Origin of the sequence: Deminuibacter soli, assembly GCF_003412455.1 — a bacterium.
Taxonomy (GTDB): Bacteria; Bacteroidota; Bacteroidia; order Chitinophagales; family Chitinophagaceae; genus Deminuibacter; species Deminuibacter soli.
The window spans coordinates 1-18510 of the sequence record NZ_QTJU01000015.1; the positions used below are offsets into that span (position 1 = coordinate 1).

Genomic DNA, 18510 nt, shown 5'->3' on the forward strand with positions numbered 1-18510 from the left:
CACACAACTTAAGAAAGAAAATAGCCTAAAAAAGCAGGCTAAATCAATCAAACAAACGCCCTTCTACTAACACAATCCTGTGATCTTATAATTTTACCTCACTTAATCAAAGTCTCCGCTATATAGCTTGGTATACCGGCCAATATTGAAAAAGCCGTCCCAAATACTTTTGAGACGGCCTCTTCTCTATATTTGAAGCCTGCATTAATCAAATTGCAGGGTGAGGCTCTTCGGGAATACCAGGTCTTCATAAACAATGCGGCCTGCACTGCCCGGTGCCCGGCGCAGGTTGGGTAATTTTAATAAACCAGCCACCAGTTCGGGTACTGTTACTTCGCTGATATAGCGGCCTGTACACAGGTGCGGACCATAACCGAAATGCATGCAATCTACCTTGCGCCCCGGCCTGAATTCATTGGGCGCTGCTACCGTGGAGGGATCGAACATGGCAGATAAAGTAGCCGCGTAAATGGTACTGCCTGCGGGAATCTTTTTTTCATGCGGGGTGCCACTGCCAATCACTGCGCCATTTTTACAAAACCGCAGTATCACCGGGTTGTGCGGGTTAAAGCGCAGGGCTTCAAACGCGTAATCATGCACCGTATCCATATCACCGTTCACCGCAGCCTGCCTGGCCTGCGCCAATACCTCAGGGCGCCGCAGCAGCTGGTCAATCACATGGGTTACCACCTTGCTGGTGTTTTCTACCACGCCCAGGATACACAGTATATTACGCCGTACTGCATCATCATCCAGCCAGGCAGTATCAGCCTGTTTGGCAATAAGGCGGTTCAGTACATTATCTTCCAGCGGTTGCTGTTGTTGCTTGCGTTGGGTAATTAAACCGGCAATATGTACAGCTACTTCTTTAGCCGCAACCATGCCGCGCCCGTGCACTGTTTTATCATTGTTTAAATTAACAAAGGCCTCATTGAAAATGGCCCGCTGCCATTCCATCATTTTCTTTTCATCGGCAGGTACGCCAAAATACTGTGCTACCAGGCGCACGGCTGCAAGGCGTGCATATACATCTACCGTATCAATCTGTTTCTTTGGAGCAGCCTGTTGTATAAGGTCGGCAGCGATGGAACGTATCATATTCCTGATCAGGACAAGATCTTCGCGTTTGATCACCTGCTGCAGCATGGCCCTGTCGCGCGTGGCTTCTTCCGAAGCATCCATGCCCAGTACAAAGGGATTGCCCATCACCTCCATTTTATACCCGTCTATTTCATGTACAGTAAACGCGTCTTCGCGTAACAATACATCCTGTACATCGTTGTAACGCGTAACCACAATGGTTTTACCAAAACGCGCAACAGGCGCTACATTGCGTAACACCGAGAAAGCGGTGCGCAGTACAGGGGTGCTGGTAGCCCATCCTTTAAAATAAGAAGACATACTCATACAATAGCAGTTTTAACGGGCAGCGAGATAAGCCAATGCATGCAGCCCGGGCATAAAAAAATAAGCGCCGCCTTTTACGGTGGTGAAATCAGGAATATTGCTGTAATGCCTGCGCAACCCGTTCGCCGGCACACTGAAGAAGCCGCATTGATGTGCATCATCCGGGTGTGCGTTATTGCCAATCAGCGGGTCACGCTCGTGGTTTAACCCCAACAGCTTGGGATTATTTACCCAGGCATTCTGTATAAATTCAAACTGCCGGTTAATGGCAGCGTTAAAGCAGATAAAGTACAACCCGCGTTCCCCCTCAAAGTTTTTGGAACGCAATATCTCTGCAGGCTCCAGGCTATCACATACAGGTTTGCCGTAAGAACGGCCGCGCCGCAGTATACGGTGTTTGTTGGCAATCTCCATCGACTTGCTGCTGCTGGCATCCATGGCATCACGCGGGTTGGTGCGGCGGATATGTGAACCAATCGGGCAACGCAGTCCTGCACTATCCACTGCCCGGTAACCAAAATCATCCCTGCTTTCCATAGAAGTATCATCCTTGTCAGGACAAACACTAACCGGTGCACCGCTGGGCCAGCGGCCCACCATTTTAGCAGCGAGTTGTATCATGGCCTGTTCATCACTTTTGCCATCCTGCATGGTAATGCTTTCGATATACTGCCAGAACACCTGTACATCCTGCGCCATCTGCCTGAATACGAGATAACTGCCGTTCTTCCCGAAATCAAGCATACCGGGCTTTACAGCCGGCGGCAACGATGATTCCTTGCCTTGCAGTAAGGGCACCTGCGGCGTATCGGGATATTGGTTATACGCATCTTTATAACCCAGTATAAATTCACCTGCCGCAACAGTGTTCTCCGGTGTATCCTGTTTGCCCAGGCCTTTAATGGTTGGCTGCGCAATACCATCGTGAAAGCCAAAATGTTCTTTGCGCTGCCCCAGCACAGCTGTATCAAGCCGTTTTATTTCAGTCAGCTGAAACTGTGCAAAGTGCTGCCGCTGCATATCGTACAGCAGCTGCAGGCTTGTTTCATCCGGCGCATACAACATCAGCAATGCATGAACGGGTGTTTGCTGCGGGCCACCCCATTCCCATTTATCAGGTGCACTGTTACCAAAATCACCCAGGAACAGTTGCTTGTGCGGGGTGGTCATGCCGTCTTCAAATTCAAGCGGGAATGTGTCGAGACTGCTTCCATCCAGTCCCAGTACCTTCAGACCTTCATAGGTAAAAGCCAGGTTTACTGCAGCAGGTGGTTTCTTTTCACTGCCACGCGTAATGTTCTGTGCAATCAGCTGCAGCCATTGCTGTGCGGCCTGTTTGCTGCCCATGCCCAGCAGCACAAACTTGCAGGCAGGCAGGTGGGCATAGCCTTTTACAATGATGCCCTGTATATCTTCCTTTTCAATAATTTCCATAACAAAGGTTTAAATAAGCCGCAGCCATTTCAATGCTTCTTCTTCACCTGGTTTGCCGTATAAACCATTGCGGATGGCTGAATTGGTATAAATATTTTTAACAGATACATTTTTATTGGCGCTGTACCATACCTGCGAAACGGTTTGGTAACACCTGGCCCAGTCCATAAACTCGCGCGCATGTGCAGCACCGCCAAACAACATCAGTCTTGTTTCAGGATACCCCATGGTATGTGAAAACAGCAACGTTAACTGCTTGGCCGCGATATTGATAAAATCACGCAGGTAACTTTCGGAATTGCCGTCGTAGTTGCTGAGGAAGAGCATTTGCCGGTTATCGTCGATAATCAGCCAGCGCGCGAAATGTACGGTGGGTATGCCAGACAGCTTGCCTTTGCTGAACAGGTAAGGTGCCAGGAAATTGGTGAGCCCCAGCAAAAATGTTACGGTATGCAACCGCACACTGCCAGGCTTTAAATTGCCTACTGCCGAAAACTGTGCCTGCACCATGCCGGTTTCACGCTCAGTCAATTCACGCAAATGCTGTTTGGTAACCACATTGGGCCTGGGCCGGTCGCGCAACTCCTGCACCAGTACTATCAATACCCATATAATCAGCAGGGGCAGCCATACGGGCAACAACACCAATACCAGCAGTATTACCAGCACCAGTTTGCCCCAATGCGCAAAGGCTGCACCGCCCGACATGCCTGGCTCAGGACTGTGTGCCCAGCCGAATGCGGGCATGGCAAATACATGCTCAATAATCTGCTGGCGGATGGCCAGTGGATTTTTACCGGCGAAAAGTGGCTGGCTGGCATCAGCAAATTGCTCAATCTCGTCGCGCAGCAATTGCTCATTGCGTATTTGCTGTACCGACCTGCCTGAAACCCCTACATAAAACGTTGCGTTCTTTTGTTTGTGCTGTAACAGGTAAGCCTGCAGTTTTGCTGCATCATAATTACCTGCCGGGAAATTGGCGCAGTACGAAAACACCTGCCACAAACCCTGTCCGCCAATACTGATAAGCTGTTGCAGGTGCGCTGTTTCACTGCCATCGTAATCGGTTACAAAAGACAGCGAATCGGGAATAACATTCCCCTGTACATCTGTTCTGTTCAGCAGTAGCACAAAACGCGCAAAGTGCACATCCGGCATGCCGGTGAAGGGAATAATCCCGTCTGCAGCTTCTTTAGTGGCTTCTATCCTGCCAAGCAATTCAGTTAATTGCGGTAACGCGCCGGGTTGTATACCGGCAATAACAGATAAGGCTCCATGTGTTGTCATGCGGGAAAATTTGTATGGCAGCTTAACTACAGATCAGGATAAAATGATATATGCAAAATCAAAATACTTGTTAATCGGCAAATTGTCAAGTGATAAATCACATTTCCCGGAATCAGTGCCCATGCGGGTTTCACCAAATAGCTATTACATACTGATTAATTTATTTATTTTAGTAATCACAGCCTTAAGCCATACAACCATCAAACCATTGAATCTGTACAACCATTCAAACCTTTGCTTGTCCCATGCTTGTAATCATCAGCGATTTGCATTTAACCGATGGCAGTTCGGGCGAAATTATCAGCGAAGCTGCATTCAGGCTGTTTCGCGGCAGGCTAAGCGATATGGCCTATGATGCATCGTGGCGCTGTAAAGGCAGCCATTGCACCACCTGCCGGGAAGATGCAGGCTGTGAAAAAGTATACCAGCCCATTGAAAGCTTTGACATTATTTTACTCGGCGACATTCTTGACATGATCCGCTCTGAACAGTGGAACCAGGCGCCGGACAGCGTGCTGCCATGGAGCAGTCCCTGGCAGGATGAATTCTTTACAACGGTAAATACAATCGTCGATGGCATACTGCAATACAATGCAGGCTCATTCCGCATACTGGAAGGCATTGCCCATAACGGCGATATCAAAATACCTGCAGCCATGAAGCAGGCATCAGACACAAAAAAAGCAACAGAAAAAATTGTACACGAAGCCGTGGGTGAAGTAAACGTGAAAGTGAACATTCATTATATGATCGGCAACCATGACTGGTTTTTTTATATAGATGACCCACGCATGGATACCATCCGCAATAAAGTGATCCGAGCACTGGGATTAGCCAATCCTCTCAACACCCCCTTTCCCTATCACCGCAGCGACAGCGTGGCCATTGAAACTATCCAGAACAACCACAGCGTGTTTGCCGAACATGGAGATGAGTTTGATAAAACCAATTACCAGACACCACACCGCGATGCTTCATCGGTAGGTGATGTGGTGGTGATTAAACTGCTGAACATGATACCTGCAGGCATAGAGCAATACCTTGTAGAGCAGGCAGGGCTTGACCGCAACAGCGACAAGGTAAAAAACTTTGTGCGCAACCTGCGAGAGATCGACAACCTGCGCCCCTATACACTCGCAGCCAGCTGGATAATGCAGGTAGCGCAAACTGCCGATCTTGACAATGACCTGCTCGATAAAGCCACCAGGCATGCACTCAATATTGCGCTGAAAAACTTTGTAAAAAGCCCGCTGGTAGCAGCCTCCCGGAAACTGAAAATGCAGATGACCATAGCACGCTGGGTAGTGAATGCTATCGGCATCGGCCCGCTTAGCTGGCTGGTAGACCATACCCAATTCGGGCAGGATAAAATGGAATCTTACCGGGCTTACGCACTGCAGCTTTCGGCCAGGCACAACTACAGTTTTTTTGTGATGGGACATACCCATTATGCCGAACTGGTGCCGCTGGGGAGTTACAACAACAATAAAAACGGGAAAATATACCTGAACACAGGCACCTGGCGCACCGTGCATTTACGCAGCATTGCCGATAACAGCTTTATCAGTCACAAAACCATTACCATGGCCGGCTTTTTTAAGAACGATGAACGAAGGGGCCGCCCGTTTGAATTCTGGACAGGTGCACTGGCCCTGTAATTAAATTTAAAAAATAACCGGGCACAAGTGTGATTTTTCAGCCCTGCCTGCGTATCATACATAAGCAGCGGTAAAAACAATGGATAACAGCACAGCCCAGCACGATTTTGTACAACTGATGGCAGCCAACAAAGGCATCCTGCTAAAAATATGCAATGCCTATTGTACCAGCAAAGCAGACCGCGAAGACCTGGCACAGGAAATCATCTTCACGCTCTGGAAAGCCAATTCAACGTACAACCCTGACTACAAATTCTCAACCTGGATGTACCGGGTGGCACTGAACGTGGCCATCTCCTATTACCGCAGCACAAAGAAAACACGCAACACCATTCCTTTTACAGAAATGCATATCGACCTGCCTGATTTGCCTGCAGAGGCCGATGCGGGTGGCGGCATTGCGCTGCTGCACCGGCATATTGCAGCATTGCCCGAGCTGGACAGGGCGCTCATCATCCTGTATTTTGAAGAAAAAACATACCGCGAAATTGCCGACATCATCGGCATCACCGAAACCAATGCAGCCACCAAAATAAGCCGCATCAAGGAAAAATTGAAACAACAAATGCGTAACACTCAAACAAAGGCATATGGAAGACCATGAACTTAAAAATATATGGCAAGCCTACAACAGGCAGCTGGAAGAAGCCAGGATACTGAACATGCAAACCTGGGTTGTGCATATGCAAACCGTAGAATACCTGCAGCTGCACAAAGCACAAAGCAGGTTACAATCACTCGGCAGGTTTAAAACAGGTATCGTGGTACTCGGTATTGTGTGGTGCCTGTTCCTGGGTGTACTGGTATGGGGCAACTGGTTTAAAAACCCCTACTTCACCATATCGGTAGGCATGCTGCTGCTGTTTAATTTACTGGCCGTGATATTATACATCTACCATATTGTACTGATACGCCGCATCAGCTACAGCGAAAGCGTAACCGGTACGCAGCAGCAACTGGCCAAACTGCAGGCATCTACGCTTAAGGCAATCCGGATATTGTGGCTGCAGATGCCCTTTTACTGCACCTGGTTCTGGCATTCCAGCTGGATTGATTACGGCAGTGCACGTTTCTGGCTGATCACCTTTCCCATTACCCTGTTTTTTACCGTGCTGGCCATATGGCTGTACAAACAGATCGATTATAAAAACAGGCACAAAAAATGGTTTCGCCTGCTCATGGGCGGGAAAGAATGGACAACTGTAGTAAAAGCCATGGACTACCTCGATGAAATTAACCGGTTTAAACAGGAAGAACAGGTGCACCTGCAGAACGGGTAAATACAGGCACCGGAATGGCAGGTTCTCCCGGCTCCGCAATCACAGGCATTAACCTGCACACAATGAACAGCCGGAAAGCTCATTTGTAAACAGTATCTTCCGGTATGATCAGTTTTGCCCGGCTGCACCTGCCTTATCCTGTAAAAGCCGTACAACAGGAAGTAGAAGCCCTGCCTGCACAATGGCATGCCCATTTTAATACGGCACATTATACAGGGGAATGGACCGCCATCGCCCTTCGCTCACCCGGTGGCAGCAATACCCTGTTGCCCGAAGCCGCAGATTAGTGCGTATGCCGATACACCGCTGCTACGGCAATGCCCGGCCATACAGCAGTTGCTTGCACAGCTGCAATGCCCGCTGCACGCAGTACGCCTCATGAACATGCAAAGCGGCGCTTATATAAAACCCCATCGCGACCATGATTTATGTTTTGAACAGGGCGAAGTGCGCCTGCATTTCCCGGTATTTACCAACAGCGAAGTCGTGTTTTATGCAGCAGGCACGCCATTGCATATGCAGGCCGGGGAATGCTGGTATGTAAACGTACACCAAACGCACAGTGTGGTTAACAATGGCAGTACCAGCCGCATTCACCTGGTGGCAGACTGCGGTGTAAACGACTGGGTGAAAAACTGGTTTGCCGCCGCGCCGCTGGCACACCAGGTAGCCGATACCGTTAACACCGGCGAGCTGCTGGCAATTATTGCAGCGCTGCGTTTGCAGCGCACTGAAACAAGCATGGCCCTGGCGCAACAGCTGGAGCAGCAACTGCACCAATCACCCATATTTTAATTGTTGCCACATGCACATTGCACAGGCACTTGCCAACTGGATACCCTATAAACTGCAGGCCACACCTGCCGGTATTGAATGCCATTGGCTGCCGGTTAAAAACATTCCTTATACCGACCCGTTTTTTGATGAAACCATTTCAAAAGCGCGAACACAGCACGCCATGCGCAGTACACGCAGCATCAGCAGCTGGGAGCTGCTTCCGGAATGGGGTGCGGCCATAAATGCCATTGCCCCTGCTGCGCTGGTTTTTCATGTGTCGCGCTGCGGCTCTACGCTTATTACACAAATGCTGTCGCAATTGCCACATAATATCGTGCTGGCAGAAGTGCCGTTTTTTGACCATATTCTGCGCATGCCGGCGCAACAGCCACAAATGCCGCACGAGTGGCCGGTTGAGGCTCTTTTACGCGCAGGCATGCAGTTTTATGGCGCCCGGCGCACCGGCAACGAACAGCACCTGTTTGTAAAAACAGACAGCTGGCACCTGCTTTATTACCGGCAGTTACGCCAGCTATACCCGCAACTCCCCTTTATTTTGCTGTACCGCCACCCGGCCGAAGTGGTACGCTCGCATGAAAAACGGCGCGGCATGCAGGCCGTACCTGGTATTATTGAACCGGAAGTGTTTGGGTTTACTGCACCGGAAATCACCGGCAGCAATCTTAATGAATACATGGCAAGGGTGCTGGAAAAATACTTTGAACAGATACTAATGATCGCTGCAGCAGATAAAAACACCCTGTTACTGAATTACAACGAAGGCGCCATACAGCTTACCGGCAAAACACTGGCAGCATGCGGTATACAGGCCAGTGAAGCAGCATGGGCTGCCATGCGCACCCGCAGCGGGTTTCATGCAAAATACCAGCACGAAGAATTTAAGCAGGAAGCCGCTGTAAACGAAATACCACACTGGCTGCAACGTGCAACAGATTTATACCACGCAGTGGAAAGCTTGCGCATACAGGCATAAAAAATCCTCCCTGCATCAACAGCACAGGACGGTTGCCTTTATCGTAGGTAAAATAATTCCATATCCAATTGGTAAATACCAGCATCTTGCTCCTGAAGCTCATCAGTCCGCTGACAGGTATGAACGGCGTTTCAGGAAGGCTGCGAAGAAGCCCTGGCCACAAGTATGGCATCCAGCACCTTGCTGGTAATTTTACTGGCAGGCATATCCATCTGGCTGATCAGCATACTTACCACTTCGCTGCCAATACCGGCCAGCGGCTGTTTAACATAAGTAAGCGGGGCATGAAAAAAATCAAAAGAATCCGATTCGTCAAACGATACCACTGCCAGTGTTCCGGGTATGGCAATATTGCGTTCTACCAGCACTTTTAAACCGGCCACCGCCAGTTTGTTGCTGGTAAAATAAATCGCATCGGCTCGCCCCCTGGATGAGAGCATTACATCCAGTGCCCGGGCCACATCCTGTTCAATGTTATCAATATTTACAAAACCTGTGAGCGAGGCAGGGGCAGCCAGCCGGTGTTGCTGCAGGGTGTCTTTATAACCACGCAGCCTTTCCTGCAAATGAAACAGCCCGGTTTCATATGCAATAATGCCAATTCTTTTTTTACCTGCTGCAATAAGGTGCTCGGTTACCGTGCAGGATGCGCGGTAATTATCAATAGTAACAGCATTTGCTTTGAGGGAAGGAAAATAGCGGTCGAACAGCACCAGCGGTACTTTTTGCTTAAGCAGTTTTTTTAGCTGGGCTTCTGTATTGTCTGCAGCGGCAATAATAAAGCCGTCTACCTGCCTGCTGAGAAACAGTTCAATTAAGGCAGCGCATTTCTGCGCATCTTCATCCGCGCTCCCGATGATAACCAGGTAACCCTTTTTACGGGCTTCTTCTGAAACAATCCTGGCTATCTGCGAAGAAAAGGTATTGGTAATATCTGCCACAATCAACCCGATGGTGCGGGTTTTCTGCAGCTTTAAGCTTTGTGCAATACGGTTGGGTTGATAGTTTAGCTCCTTTGCTGCCTTGCGTATGCGCGCTGCCGTAGCTTCGCTGATACGCCCCTGCATGCGGTTGTTTAACACATACGACACCAATGCGGTAGATACACCTGCCTTTTCTGCAACATCTTTGATCGACTTCTTTTCCATACGTTACAATCGAATGAAACTGTACGGCAAAATTAGTCGTTTAATCGTTTAAACAAAACGATAAAAAAAACACGCTTATACATGAGCACCAAATCCACAGTGCGGGCCGGCGAAATAATTGATTTTCGCTTTTTTGCTTTTGCCGGGTTTTGTGTGCCTGTCGCCCTGCTTTGCAGGTACAAAAACGGCATTGCGCAGCGCTTCCCTGGTTAAGCCAAATGGGTTGGCCGACTGCTCTTTTACAGCAGCCAATAAACGCACCAGCTTGCCTGATACGCCTGTTGTAATAGTCATTGTGATCGCTTTCATATTGTTCTGTTTGTTTACTAAATACTGTTTGTTAGTATTAAAAAAAATTGCCTGCTATGGTTTATAGCAGGCAATCCATTTAACTTATGTGATTTGTGTTACAGGCTGTAGCCCGCTATTAACACTTGTTTTTTTGTTTATACTATCCTGGCATGTTTGCCGGCCCTGATGGCCTCCCCCAGTATCTCCAGGTTGTGTTCAGAATGTTTGGAGATAAGTACCAGGTCAATACCATCATCTTCAATAATGGCATGCCGGTGTTCAACAAATTCAGTTTCAGGATATTTCAATTGCATGTTTTGACCTGCTGATGTATTGGCCATCCAGATTTTTTCAAGTGAGTATCCGTTGTTACTGTTAATACCCGCCACCTGGAATGCATTGCCTGCCATATCATCTTCGATCCGCGCAATATTTTTAAAATGTTTCATGACTTCAATTTTTGGTTCACGTTATCTTTCACCTCGCTTATCAGGTACAAAGATACGATAATTGTTTAAACGATTAAACATACTGCAAAAGCCGTGCTCGTTTTAACAATTGCTCCTAAACAACTTATATACAGCCTTGTATGAAATGTGCCAGGTTGACATTGTTAAAACTGTAGATTTTTCGCCTGTTGATTGTGTGAAGGTTAAACAGCAAAGCGTTAAACTTTACATATGTTCCTGTATAAAAAAAACCTGCACTATGTAAAATACATTGTGCAGGTTAAGCAGTTAACGGATGGCAGTTAAACTATTCCGGCACACATCCCGGGTACAATTCTTCTTCCGAGGGGCAGGTAGCAAGCGCCAGCCATATGCAGAGGCAATCGGCGGCCAACAGGGCAACAAGCAATGTCATAGCGTAACGGATATGGGTATGTAAGTTGATTACCTGCTCAATATATAACAGCATTTACAAATTGTCAACAAAACACTTGTAGAATTATCGCTACGCGAATATTGTTGCAACAGCAACAGTGTTTGTCATTTCAGTGATTGAAGGGTAATGCATGCACCAGGGCAATATAATAACGGCAGAACATTGATGGGCCTGCCGCCGGGAATGAAGCTGCAGCAAGGGTTCCCGGGAAAGGAAGGGACAAAAAAAGCCTTGGTTAAATAACCAGGCTTAGGGTTAAGGGGGGTATATTTATTGTTTAAACATAGTTATTACATTTTTCCTGAACCGCAAAATGGTTTGCCTTTTTCGGGCATCGGTTTGTCTTTTTAGTCCAATTGCAGGCCCTGGAACACGAAAGGCTTGCTTTCAGTAAATGATTTTACTGCATTGCCTGCATAGGTTTCACCATTGATGAGGGTTAGTTTTTTTACCGGTGCTGTTTCAGAAAAATCCACATCGCGAAAGTTGACCCAGAAGGTATTGGGCGTAAGCGTTGTTTCAAAATAATACACGAGATTGGTGTGGTCGCTTACCGAACGCCACCTGGTGGAGGAAATATTGGGCTGATTGGGTGTTGATATACCGAGCGGCACAGAACAATTGCGGATAACACTAAACACACTGGCTACAGCCAGCCGCGTATTGTCTGTTTTAGGAATGGCTTCGCTGTAAAAAGAAGCGCGCACAAAACGATCGGATGCACGGTTGGTACCGGGCAACATAATGGTGCCGCCAATCTCCTTCCAGTATTCATTCAACGCCAGCTGTTTGTTGAATATGGGTGAGTTGGTCATAACAGTATAGGAAGGATCATGGTGTATCACAAGTTTACCGGCAACATATTCAAAGATGGCGCAATCGCCCGAAGCATCTGAAAGGGATAAATGCAATGTTGCAAAGCGATGATGGCCGGGCATATAATCGCTTACCACTACGAAACTTTCCTGTTGCATGGCTTGTACGGCTTCTGCCACGGTAGCAAAATTATCCAGCACATATTGTGTCCAGGCGGCAATGCTTAAACCGGGCTTCTGCTGATCCCATTTTGGATACTCCGATTCAACCAGCCAGAGCAGGTTGGCTACAAGTCCTTTCTCATTCATACCATCACTGGTAGAAATATCATAGGCAGAAGCAATCACACTGCCATATTTCGACTTCCATTTGAGTGATTGGGGGCCTACCCTGCCGTCGCGCTGCATACCGCGCGGGAAAATCCAGAGATTGGTGCCGATATCTTCCTGCCAATCCATTGAGCGGGCCGTAAGAATGGTTCCGTTGGTGCCTTTATACACCACCCTTGTACAGGCCACAGAATAATATACCGCACCAGCTGTAAGCATGGCTATACTTATTATGGCAGCTTTGAGCATATTGCGCATGGCAGATAGTTTTAGGTGCTGTAAAATAATGCTTACTGCCAGAAATAAGACAATCCGGCCAAAATGTAACCGTTACATGCCTGTTGACTGTTACTATTCACAATCAGGCCTTATGGTGTTTTTTGCCCAGCATACGCATAATGCGCACGTGTGAGGAGATGGCCGATCGCATGGTAGGATAATAATGATACGGCAAGCCAAATACCTGGCATTGCTGCCGCACAATTTTGCTGATGGCGCGATAATGCACATGACTGATCCCTGCGCCTTTTAAAAAACCTTTGGCGCTGTAATACCATTTATCAAAATACTCCTGCGCTATCGCTTTTGCTGCTGTGGCACTTAAAGGCTTACGCTCAGCAAGTGGCGTATTGCCCGCATCGTACAGCAGGATGCCTTCTTTTTCTATACCGGTAAAAAATACTGCCTTCCACAAGCATCTTGTTTACAAAATCTATATCATGCGTAATCACCGTAACAGGTGTTTTATACAAACAGCGGTTCTCTATCAGGTCTTGCAACTCATAATCCTTACGCGCATCTCCTGATTTTGTAATCACCAGTATATTGTAGTCGCTGATATACTCATAGGTTATACCGCCCTCGGTAAACCGGTGCTCCACCCAGCGGCCTGTGGCATGGCTGCCAAATAAAATAACCTTCTCCGGGGTCTCTACGCGGGCAATATACCCGTTACCTACCGTAACTGGTTTTATTTATGTTCAGGTAAATAGCTTATACTGGTATTCATCTAGTCAAGCTAGACAAGTTTTTTTGAATATGGAAGAGATGGCATGATTAAAATATATGCATGGGGTCATAGAAATACGACGCCCCGTGGTGTGGGGACGTTGTGTTTTATTTTCCTGGAAAAACTAAAAAGCCTTCAACCCCTGCTTCTTATAATTGTCCCCTTGTATTAAATTCATCATTGCAACATTATCCAATTCTACTTGAACAACTTTAATGCTAGACTTGATCTCGACAGGCAACTTAGAGGCCTCAGGAACATATACAAACAAGGAATCACCTTTCAATCTATAGAAAAAAGAGCTAAGCCCTCGATAGATATAGTCCCCTTTACTAGTTGAGTCAAATGCATGCTTATCATTTGTCGATATGGCTACAATTTGCTTATCTGAAGTCAAGCCCCAACTCATCTTCTTTAGATAAAGTTGAGGGTTCGTGCTATCAGGCAATGCAACAACTTCAAATATTTCCTGCGAACCTTTATCTGGTAGAATTATAAAAACTATGACAATCACTAAAAAGAATAAACAAAAAAAAGCAACTAAAATTTTCTTACTCATATATTATTCTTATTACCATTTGGGATCAGTTCCCCTAAACCAGCCTTCTTTAATTCTGCGTCCGCTATATTCATCTTCTCCATACCAAGGATCTGGGCCATAACTAACTCCCCAAAAAAATATTTTAACTGCATTAACCTTATTATACTTGCCTTGATTGAGAGCTCCCGCAAGCTTCATATAAGTATAATAACCAATATAAAGCCCCATATATGTTCCCCACCGCCCATTATATCCAGCTAAATAATTGCCAGCAGATCTTGCTGTCGCATATTTACCGTTAAGTAGCTTACCAGTCATAACACCGCTTGCAGCATACTCTTTTTTATTCTTAAGATCAAACTTCTCATGCAACTTTGAGTTTTCTCCAATTTGAATTAAATCCATTCCCCTAGTTTCGTCATGCAACTTATCTATGGTCTCTTTCCAATCCTTCCCATACTCAATTTTACCCTCTGCTCTATTCGTACCTGGTACAATAAACTCATCCCAATACTCAGTCTCTCCCATTTTCGTCCCACCTCCAGCAGTTGTTTTAGATTCGCCCCTTGCTTCATCAATATCAGCCTTAGAATTCGCATCATCATGTTTATAAACTCCCAAGTCACCATCATTATAAACAGCTAAAACATTTCCTGAAGCATCGGTATGTGTTGAATATCTTCCATCAGGATCTATCATATTCAATGGATCATTCAACACATAAGAATATGGTGTAAATAACTCATACTTTTCAGCCATAGGATCGACCGCATGCCATCTACCTATTTGTTGATCATAAAATCTTGCCCCATAATCATATTGCTCCAATCCTGAGTCATCACTAAACTCCTTACTCTGCAACTCTTTCCCATTATACTTAAATCGATTCTCCAACTTACCAGCTGCCTTACTACTAATTCCCGCCATCGTCAACCCAAACGGGTAGTAATGTGTTTCTTCCAGCAAGGGCCCATGTGCATGCACTACTTGCAGATTGTCAAAGAACACATCTACCGGGCTCTCGTTGCTGCAATATACGTAGATGTAGCCGTTTTGTGAAACCTGGATATTACTCAGATCATCCCTATGATCTTTAATAACACCGTTGCTGCCTACTTTACTAACACCACCACCTGCATAATTAAATTGTTCATCAAATAGCAAATAATTAATGTATGCGCGCGGTGTTGATCCTACTCCATCCTGGCTGGCATTATTGCCGATAAAGCTACCAATGCTGCTCACCGTTCCAGAAAGCGTATTCAATTGTTCTACAGTAACCGCACCATGTGCAGCAGTTGCGCCACCACTGGGGCCACCGATTAAACCGGCGAATATTTCAGCAGCACTGATATGCGGCGTTGCATCATTTGTGGGTGCATTTTGAAAATAATACGATTTACCAAAGATGCTTAGCTGGTCACCTGCCATTACCTTCAGGGTAATACCGAGACCCATTTTTGCACCGTTTAGGTTCAGTTTATACAAATTTTGGCTTTCAGCATTTACATTACTCTGAGGATTAGTATTATAAGGCGGGTTTCCATTGTTATTAAGATAATTCTGCCCTGCTGCGTTGGCAAAGCCGCTGACACTTGCCTTTGCTATGATGTTGGCATCCTGAATATCATAGAAGCCTTTTTCAGTCGCTACTGCGCCCGCCTCCAATGTCGCGACAGGGTATTGACTGGTTTGTTTTTCGTCAGTAAGCACCATACGCACATTCCCCAGGTGGTCTTTCAAAAAATAATCATATGCATAGCCTGTTGTAACACCACTGCCATCCCGCAATGCACGGATACGCCCTTCTTCCTGGCTTAGAAACTGCAGCTTGTTATTTTCATAAACAAAACCATCCATGTAGCTTGTAACCGTTTCAATGGCGGTTTGCTGATTGCTGGCTGAAGCATTTTCTGCAACGCGTTTCTCCAGCTTATTACCTGCAGCATCGTAAATATATGTTATTACCCCTTTAACTGTGTTATCAGTATTTAATGCAGTTACCTGCCAGGGCAGATTTAAATGATTGTATATAATACCACCGTTACCAGCCTGTATATCTGTTCCGGTTGTGCCTGAAACATTGGCTATATGCTTATTTTTATCTGTAATCAGGTTACCGTTTATATCATAACCATAATCATCTCCATTGGCATTATTGTCTACAAAATCTCCCAGCTTGTTATCTGTACTTTTTTCGTCATTAACGCCTGAAAGCTTGTTAGCATCCTGGTAATAATGATAAGTCAATTTATCGATATCATCACTGCTAGTACCAATCCATCCTTTCTGTGACATCGACAGAATGTTGCCGTTAACATCATAAGCCTTTGCCCAGTCAATGCCATCGCCCAGCTTCATACTAAAATCCAGCCCGGCACTGGTATTCCAACCACCGTTGTTTTGGGTAAAGTCTGCTTTCAATAGCCGATTGGCCCCATCGTAAGCGTACCCATAAGCGCGCTCATTGCTTGAACCTCCTGTTTTCCACCTCATGCCGGAAATATTTCCGTTGTATTGGTTAGTGCCAAAGCCCCAGTCATAACTCAAATCCATTCCAAACCATCTCTTGCCCTGGGCTATATCCGGTACGCTCCCGTTATCATTGTATTTCCAGTTAACACCTTTTAACCATCCCCGAATATTGTAAGCAAATTTCTGGTCTTCTAACGGCATATCCAATAACGTTCCATCGTTAGACCGTTGTTGTCCAACCTGCTTCTCCTTCATTTGGCCCAATGCATCATAAGTAAGACTACTTATTACTCTTTTTGTAGAGGGATCATCGTTAAGTTGCTTGCTAATTTTAATTAGTCGGCCTATGTGATCAAATAAGAAATCAGTTTTCACAGTAACAGTTCCTATATCACCTGCAACATTGTTATGCACCAGATAATTACTGACAATCTTGCCTGTAAATTCATAGCGGTTACTTGAAACATCAGTACCTCCTTTGTAATTATCAGTTTGAACCTGTACAACTCTACCTTTGTCATCATAAAAACTAACTGTTTCAAGCCAATTACCAGCAGATAAATTAGCCGGATCTGCTAGTATGCGCAAACGCGCTATAGTAGCCTTACCCATTATCATTTTGCTCGCATCCGAAACAGCCGCTTCGGCATTATCATTATCGCCTGTCCCTGGTTTTAGCGAATAGGTACTATTGAAAGTTTTAGCAGTATTACTGTAGTCATCATAGCTATTTATAGTAAGCGCTGTAAGCGTTCCGCCGGCCTTTGCACCTGATCCGGCTCCGTCAACAATGTCAATCGTAACACTCGCTACATTGCCATCAATAAATACGCCCTCTCCTAATACAACACTATTGCTTGCCTGGTAGCTCGTCGTCGTTCCATCCCAGTTATTCAAAACAATGTCTGTAACAACAGCCTGGTTTACATTATCCATGTAGGTCTGCAAATCAGCAACCGTTCCGTTATAGTTAGTCATTATCCCCGATTCAACAGGCCTCTCGAGATTATCATAAAAACTATACATCCACTGCCCTTTGCTTTTCATATTACCGTCCTGAGTAAATACCAATTGGTCACGTCTATTATACACCATATATACCCAGGCAGTACCAGGCACCTTTTTTGCAAGCATACGGCCACGCTTATCATACTCATACCGGAAGCAAAGCTCCTTTAAAGAAGTGGCTGATACAGTCCAGTTATTTTTCCTGGCAGCTTCCACCGCCAACGGAGGCAATACACAGCGCAATCTTCCCAGATCGTCATATATATAATAAGTAGATAACCACCCACCGGCACTATCGACCTGTACTTGTTTCAATACGACATGTTCTTCCATATCACTGTATGCTATTACCTGTTTACCATGTTCATCTGTAGTTACATTCTTGTATAGCTGACCACTACTATAAATCCCAGTAGTGTAAGGCACATTGATATTGGTATTGTCATTTCCATACAATATGTCTGTAAAGTCAATATCCCATAACTGGACATTATCAGTGGCCGTATTTACCAGATACTGCATAGCTATTCCCCTCTCGCTGCCATTCCAACTATTTCCTGGTTGAAATGAACGAGACACCCTGTTTAATGGAGATACTTCATATTCTGTTTCGCTATAAAAAAATTGCTCTCCTTTATATGCCGGTTGTTCATCTTTGTAGCTATTTGTATAAAACCCAACCTGATCTGCGAAAGGATGAACTTTAAAAGCGCCGTCTGTTCCGTTTAAATCAGTATACGGCAGCGCCTTATATTGCTCCCGGCCATAATCGTCGTACACAACTGGCGTAACGATATCGTTCTTCAGAGGAGAATTCTGCCACCCAACCGTTTGCAGTGGCCTGCCCAAGGCATCAAAATATTGTGTTGTTTTATTTACCTCGCTTACGCTACGATCTGCACTTATTACATCAGCATCGTTCACAAAAGGCTTCCTGGGCTGCCAGGTACGGATCAGATTCTGATCAGTTGAGAAAAAATTCTCTGCTTTAAGCGTTGCCGGTGTTCGAGTGGCAGTACCAACTGTTTGCCCGGATTGCGGCGTATTAACCTGGCTATATACCATACCACATAACAAACAAGCTCCTAATGCCAGCAATGAAACTCTTAAACCGTTATATAAAAACATACAATTACAGTTTTGAAAAAGCCTGTAGGGCTTATTGCTCAAT

Annotated in this window: 16 protein-coding genes; 6 read left to right on the forward strand and 10 right to left on the reverse strand. The window is 45.9% G+C overall.

What is annotated here, in order from left to right:
• Positions 1-204: 204 nt before the first annotated feature.
• The 3 genes from DXN05_RS23195 to DXN05_RS23205 are packed head-to-tail and all read right to left on the reverse strand — an operon-like array spanning position 205 to position 4128.
• On the reverse strand, positions 205-1407 hold the full coding sequence (locus tag DXN05_RS23195; protein ID WP_116849704.1) for a cytochrome P450: 1203 nt from the start codon (positions 1405-1407) through the stop codon (positions 205-207).
• A gap of 12 nt (positions 1408-1419) precedes the next feature.
• Positions 1420-2841, reverse strand: coding sequence for a Dyp-type peroxidase (locus DXN05_RS23200; protein WP_116849705.1), 1422 nt, complete (start codon positions 2839-2841; stop codon positions 1420-1422).
• Positions 2842-2850: 9 nt separating this feature from the next.
• Positions 2851-4128 carry a hypothetical protein gene (locus DXN05_RS23205; protein WP_116849706.1) on the reverse strand — a complete coding sequence of 426 codons (1278 nt, stop codon included), beginning with the start codon at positions 4126-4128 and terminating at the stop codon, positions 2851-2853.
• A 245-nt stretch (positions 4129-4373) separates the two neighbouring features.
• On the opposite strand from DXN05_RS23205, the gene DXN05_RS23210 reads away from it, so the two are divergent.
• The 6 genes from DXN05_RS23210 to DXN05_RS23230 all read left to right on the forward strand — a co-directional run bounded on the left by DXN05_RS23210 (position 4374) and on the right by DXN05_RS23230 (position 8837).
• Entirely contained in the window at positions 4374-5786 is a 1413-nt protein-coding gene (locus tag DXN05_RS23210; RefSeq protein WP_116849707.1) for a metallophosphoesterase family protein, read from the forward strand.
• 79 nt (positions 5787-5865) lie between these two features.
• Positions 5866-6390 (forward strand): RNA polymerase sigma factor, encoded by a 525-nt coding sequence (locus DXN05_RS23215; RefSeq protein ID WP_116849708.1) that lies wholly within the window; start codon positions 5866-5868, stop codon positions 6388-6390.
• Positions 6377-7066, forward strand: coding sequence for a hypothetical protein (locus DXN05_RS23220; protein ID WP_116849709.1), 690 nt, complete (start codon positions 6377-6379; stop codon positions 7064-7066). Before DXN05_RS23215 ends, DXN05_RS23220 begins: the two co-directional genes overlap by 14 nt.
• Before the next feature lie 104 nt (positions 7067-7170).
• A complete protein-coding gene (locus DXN05_RS24795) occupies positions 7171-7353 on the forward strand; it encodes a hypothetical protein (protein WP_158559418.1) in 183 nt (60 codons plus the stop codon).
• Positions 7316-7861 carry an aspartyl/asparaginyl beta-hydroxylase domain-containing protein gene (locus DXN05_RS23225; RefSeq protein WP_158559420.1) on the forward strand — a complete coding sequence of 182 codons (546 nt, stop codon included), beginning with the start codon at positions 7316-7318 and terminating at the stop codon, positions 7859-7861. Before DXN05_RS24795 ends, DXN05_RS23225 begins: the two co-directional genes overlap by 38 nt.
• A gap of 10 nt (positions 7862-7871) precedes the next feature.
• Positions 7872-8837: a sulfotransferase gene (locus DXN05_RS23230; RefSeq protein ID WP_116849711.1), complete on the forward strand. Its 966-nt coding sequence runs from the start codon at positions 7872-7874 to the stop codon at positions 8835-8837.
• A 131-nt stretch (positions 8838-8968) separates the two neighbouring features.
• Here the strand turns inward: DXN05_RS23230 and DXN05_RS23235 are convergent, their stop codons facing one another.
• The 7 genes from DXN05_RS23235 to DXN05_RS23265 form a co-directional block, all read right to left on the reverse strand.
• On the reverse strand, positions 8969-9985 hold the full coding sequence (locus DXN05_RS23235) for a LacI family DNA-binding transcriptional regulator (RefSeq protein ID WP_116849712.1): 1017 nt from the start codon (positions 9983-9985) through the stop codon (positions 8969-8971).
• Positions 9986-10060: 75 nt separating this feature from the next.
• Positions 10061-10294, reverse strand: coding sequence for a hypothetical protein (locus tag DXN05_RS23240; RefSeq protein ID WP_147314068.1), 234 nt, complete (start codon positions 10292-10294; stop codon positions 10061-10063).
• A 137-nt stretch (positions 10295-10431) separates the two neighbouring features.
• Positions 10432-10725: a hypothetical protein gene (locus DXN05_RS23245; protein ID WP_116849714.1), complete on the reverse strand. Its 294-nt coding sequence runs from the start codon at positions 10723-10725 to the stop codon at positions 10432-10434.
• 783 nt (positions 10726-11508) lie between these two features.
• Positions 11509-12564 carry a linear amide C-N hydrolase gene (locus DXN05_RS23250; RefSeq protein WP_116849715.1) on the reverse strand — a complete coding sequence of 352 codons (1056 nt, stop codon included), beginning with the start codon at positions 12562-12564 and terminating at the stop codon, positions 11509-11511.
• Positions 12565-12667: 103 nt separating this feature from the next.
• Positions 12668-13000 carry a hypothetical protein gene (locus tag DXN05_RS23255; RefSeq protein ID WP_116849716.1) on the reverse strand — a complete coding sequence of 111 codons (333 nt, stop codon included), beginning with the start codon at positions 12998-13000 and terminating at the stop codon, positions 12668-12670.
• 439 nt (positions 13001-13439) lie between these two features.
• Complete coding sequence (locus DXN05_RS23260) at positions 13440-13874, reverse strand: hypothetical protein (protein WP_116849717.1); 435 nt, start codon at positions 13872-13874, stop codon at positions 13440-13442.
• A gap of 12 nt (positions 13875-13886) precedes the next feature.
• Entirely contained in the window at positions 13887-18467 is a 4581-nt protein-coding gene (locus DXN05_RS23265) for a DUF6443 domain-containing protein (protein WP_211330130.1), read from the reverse strand.
• Positions 18468-18510: the final 43 nt, after the last annotated feature.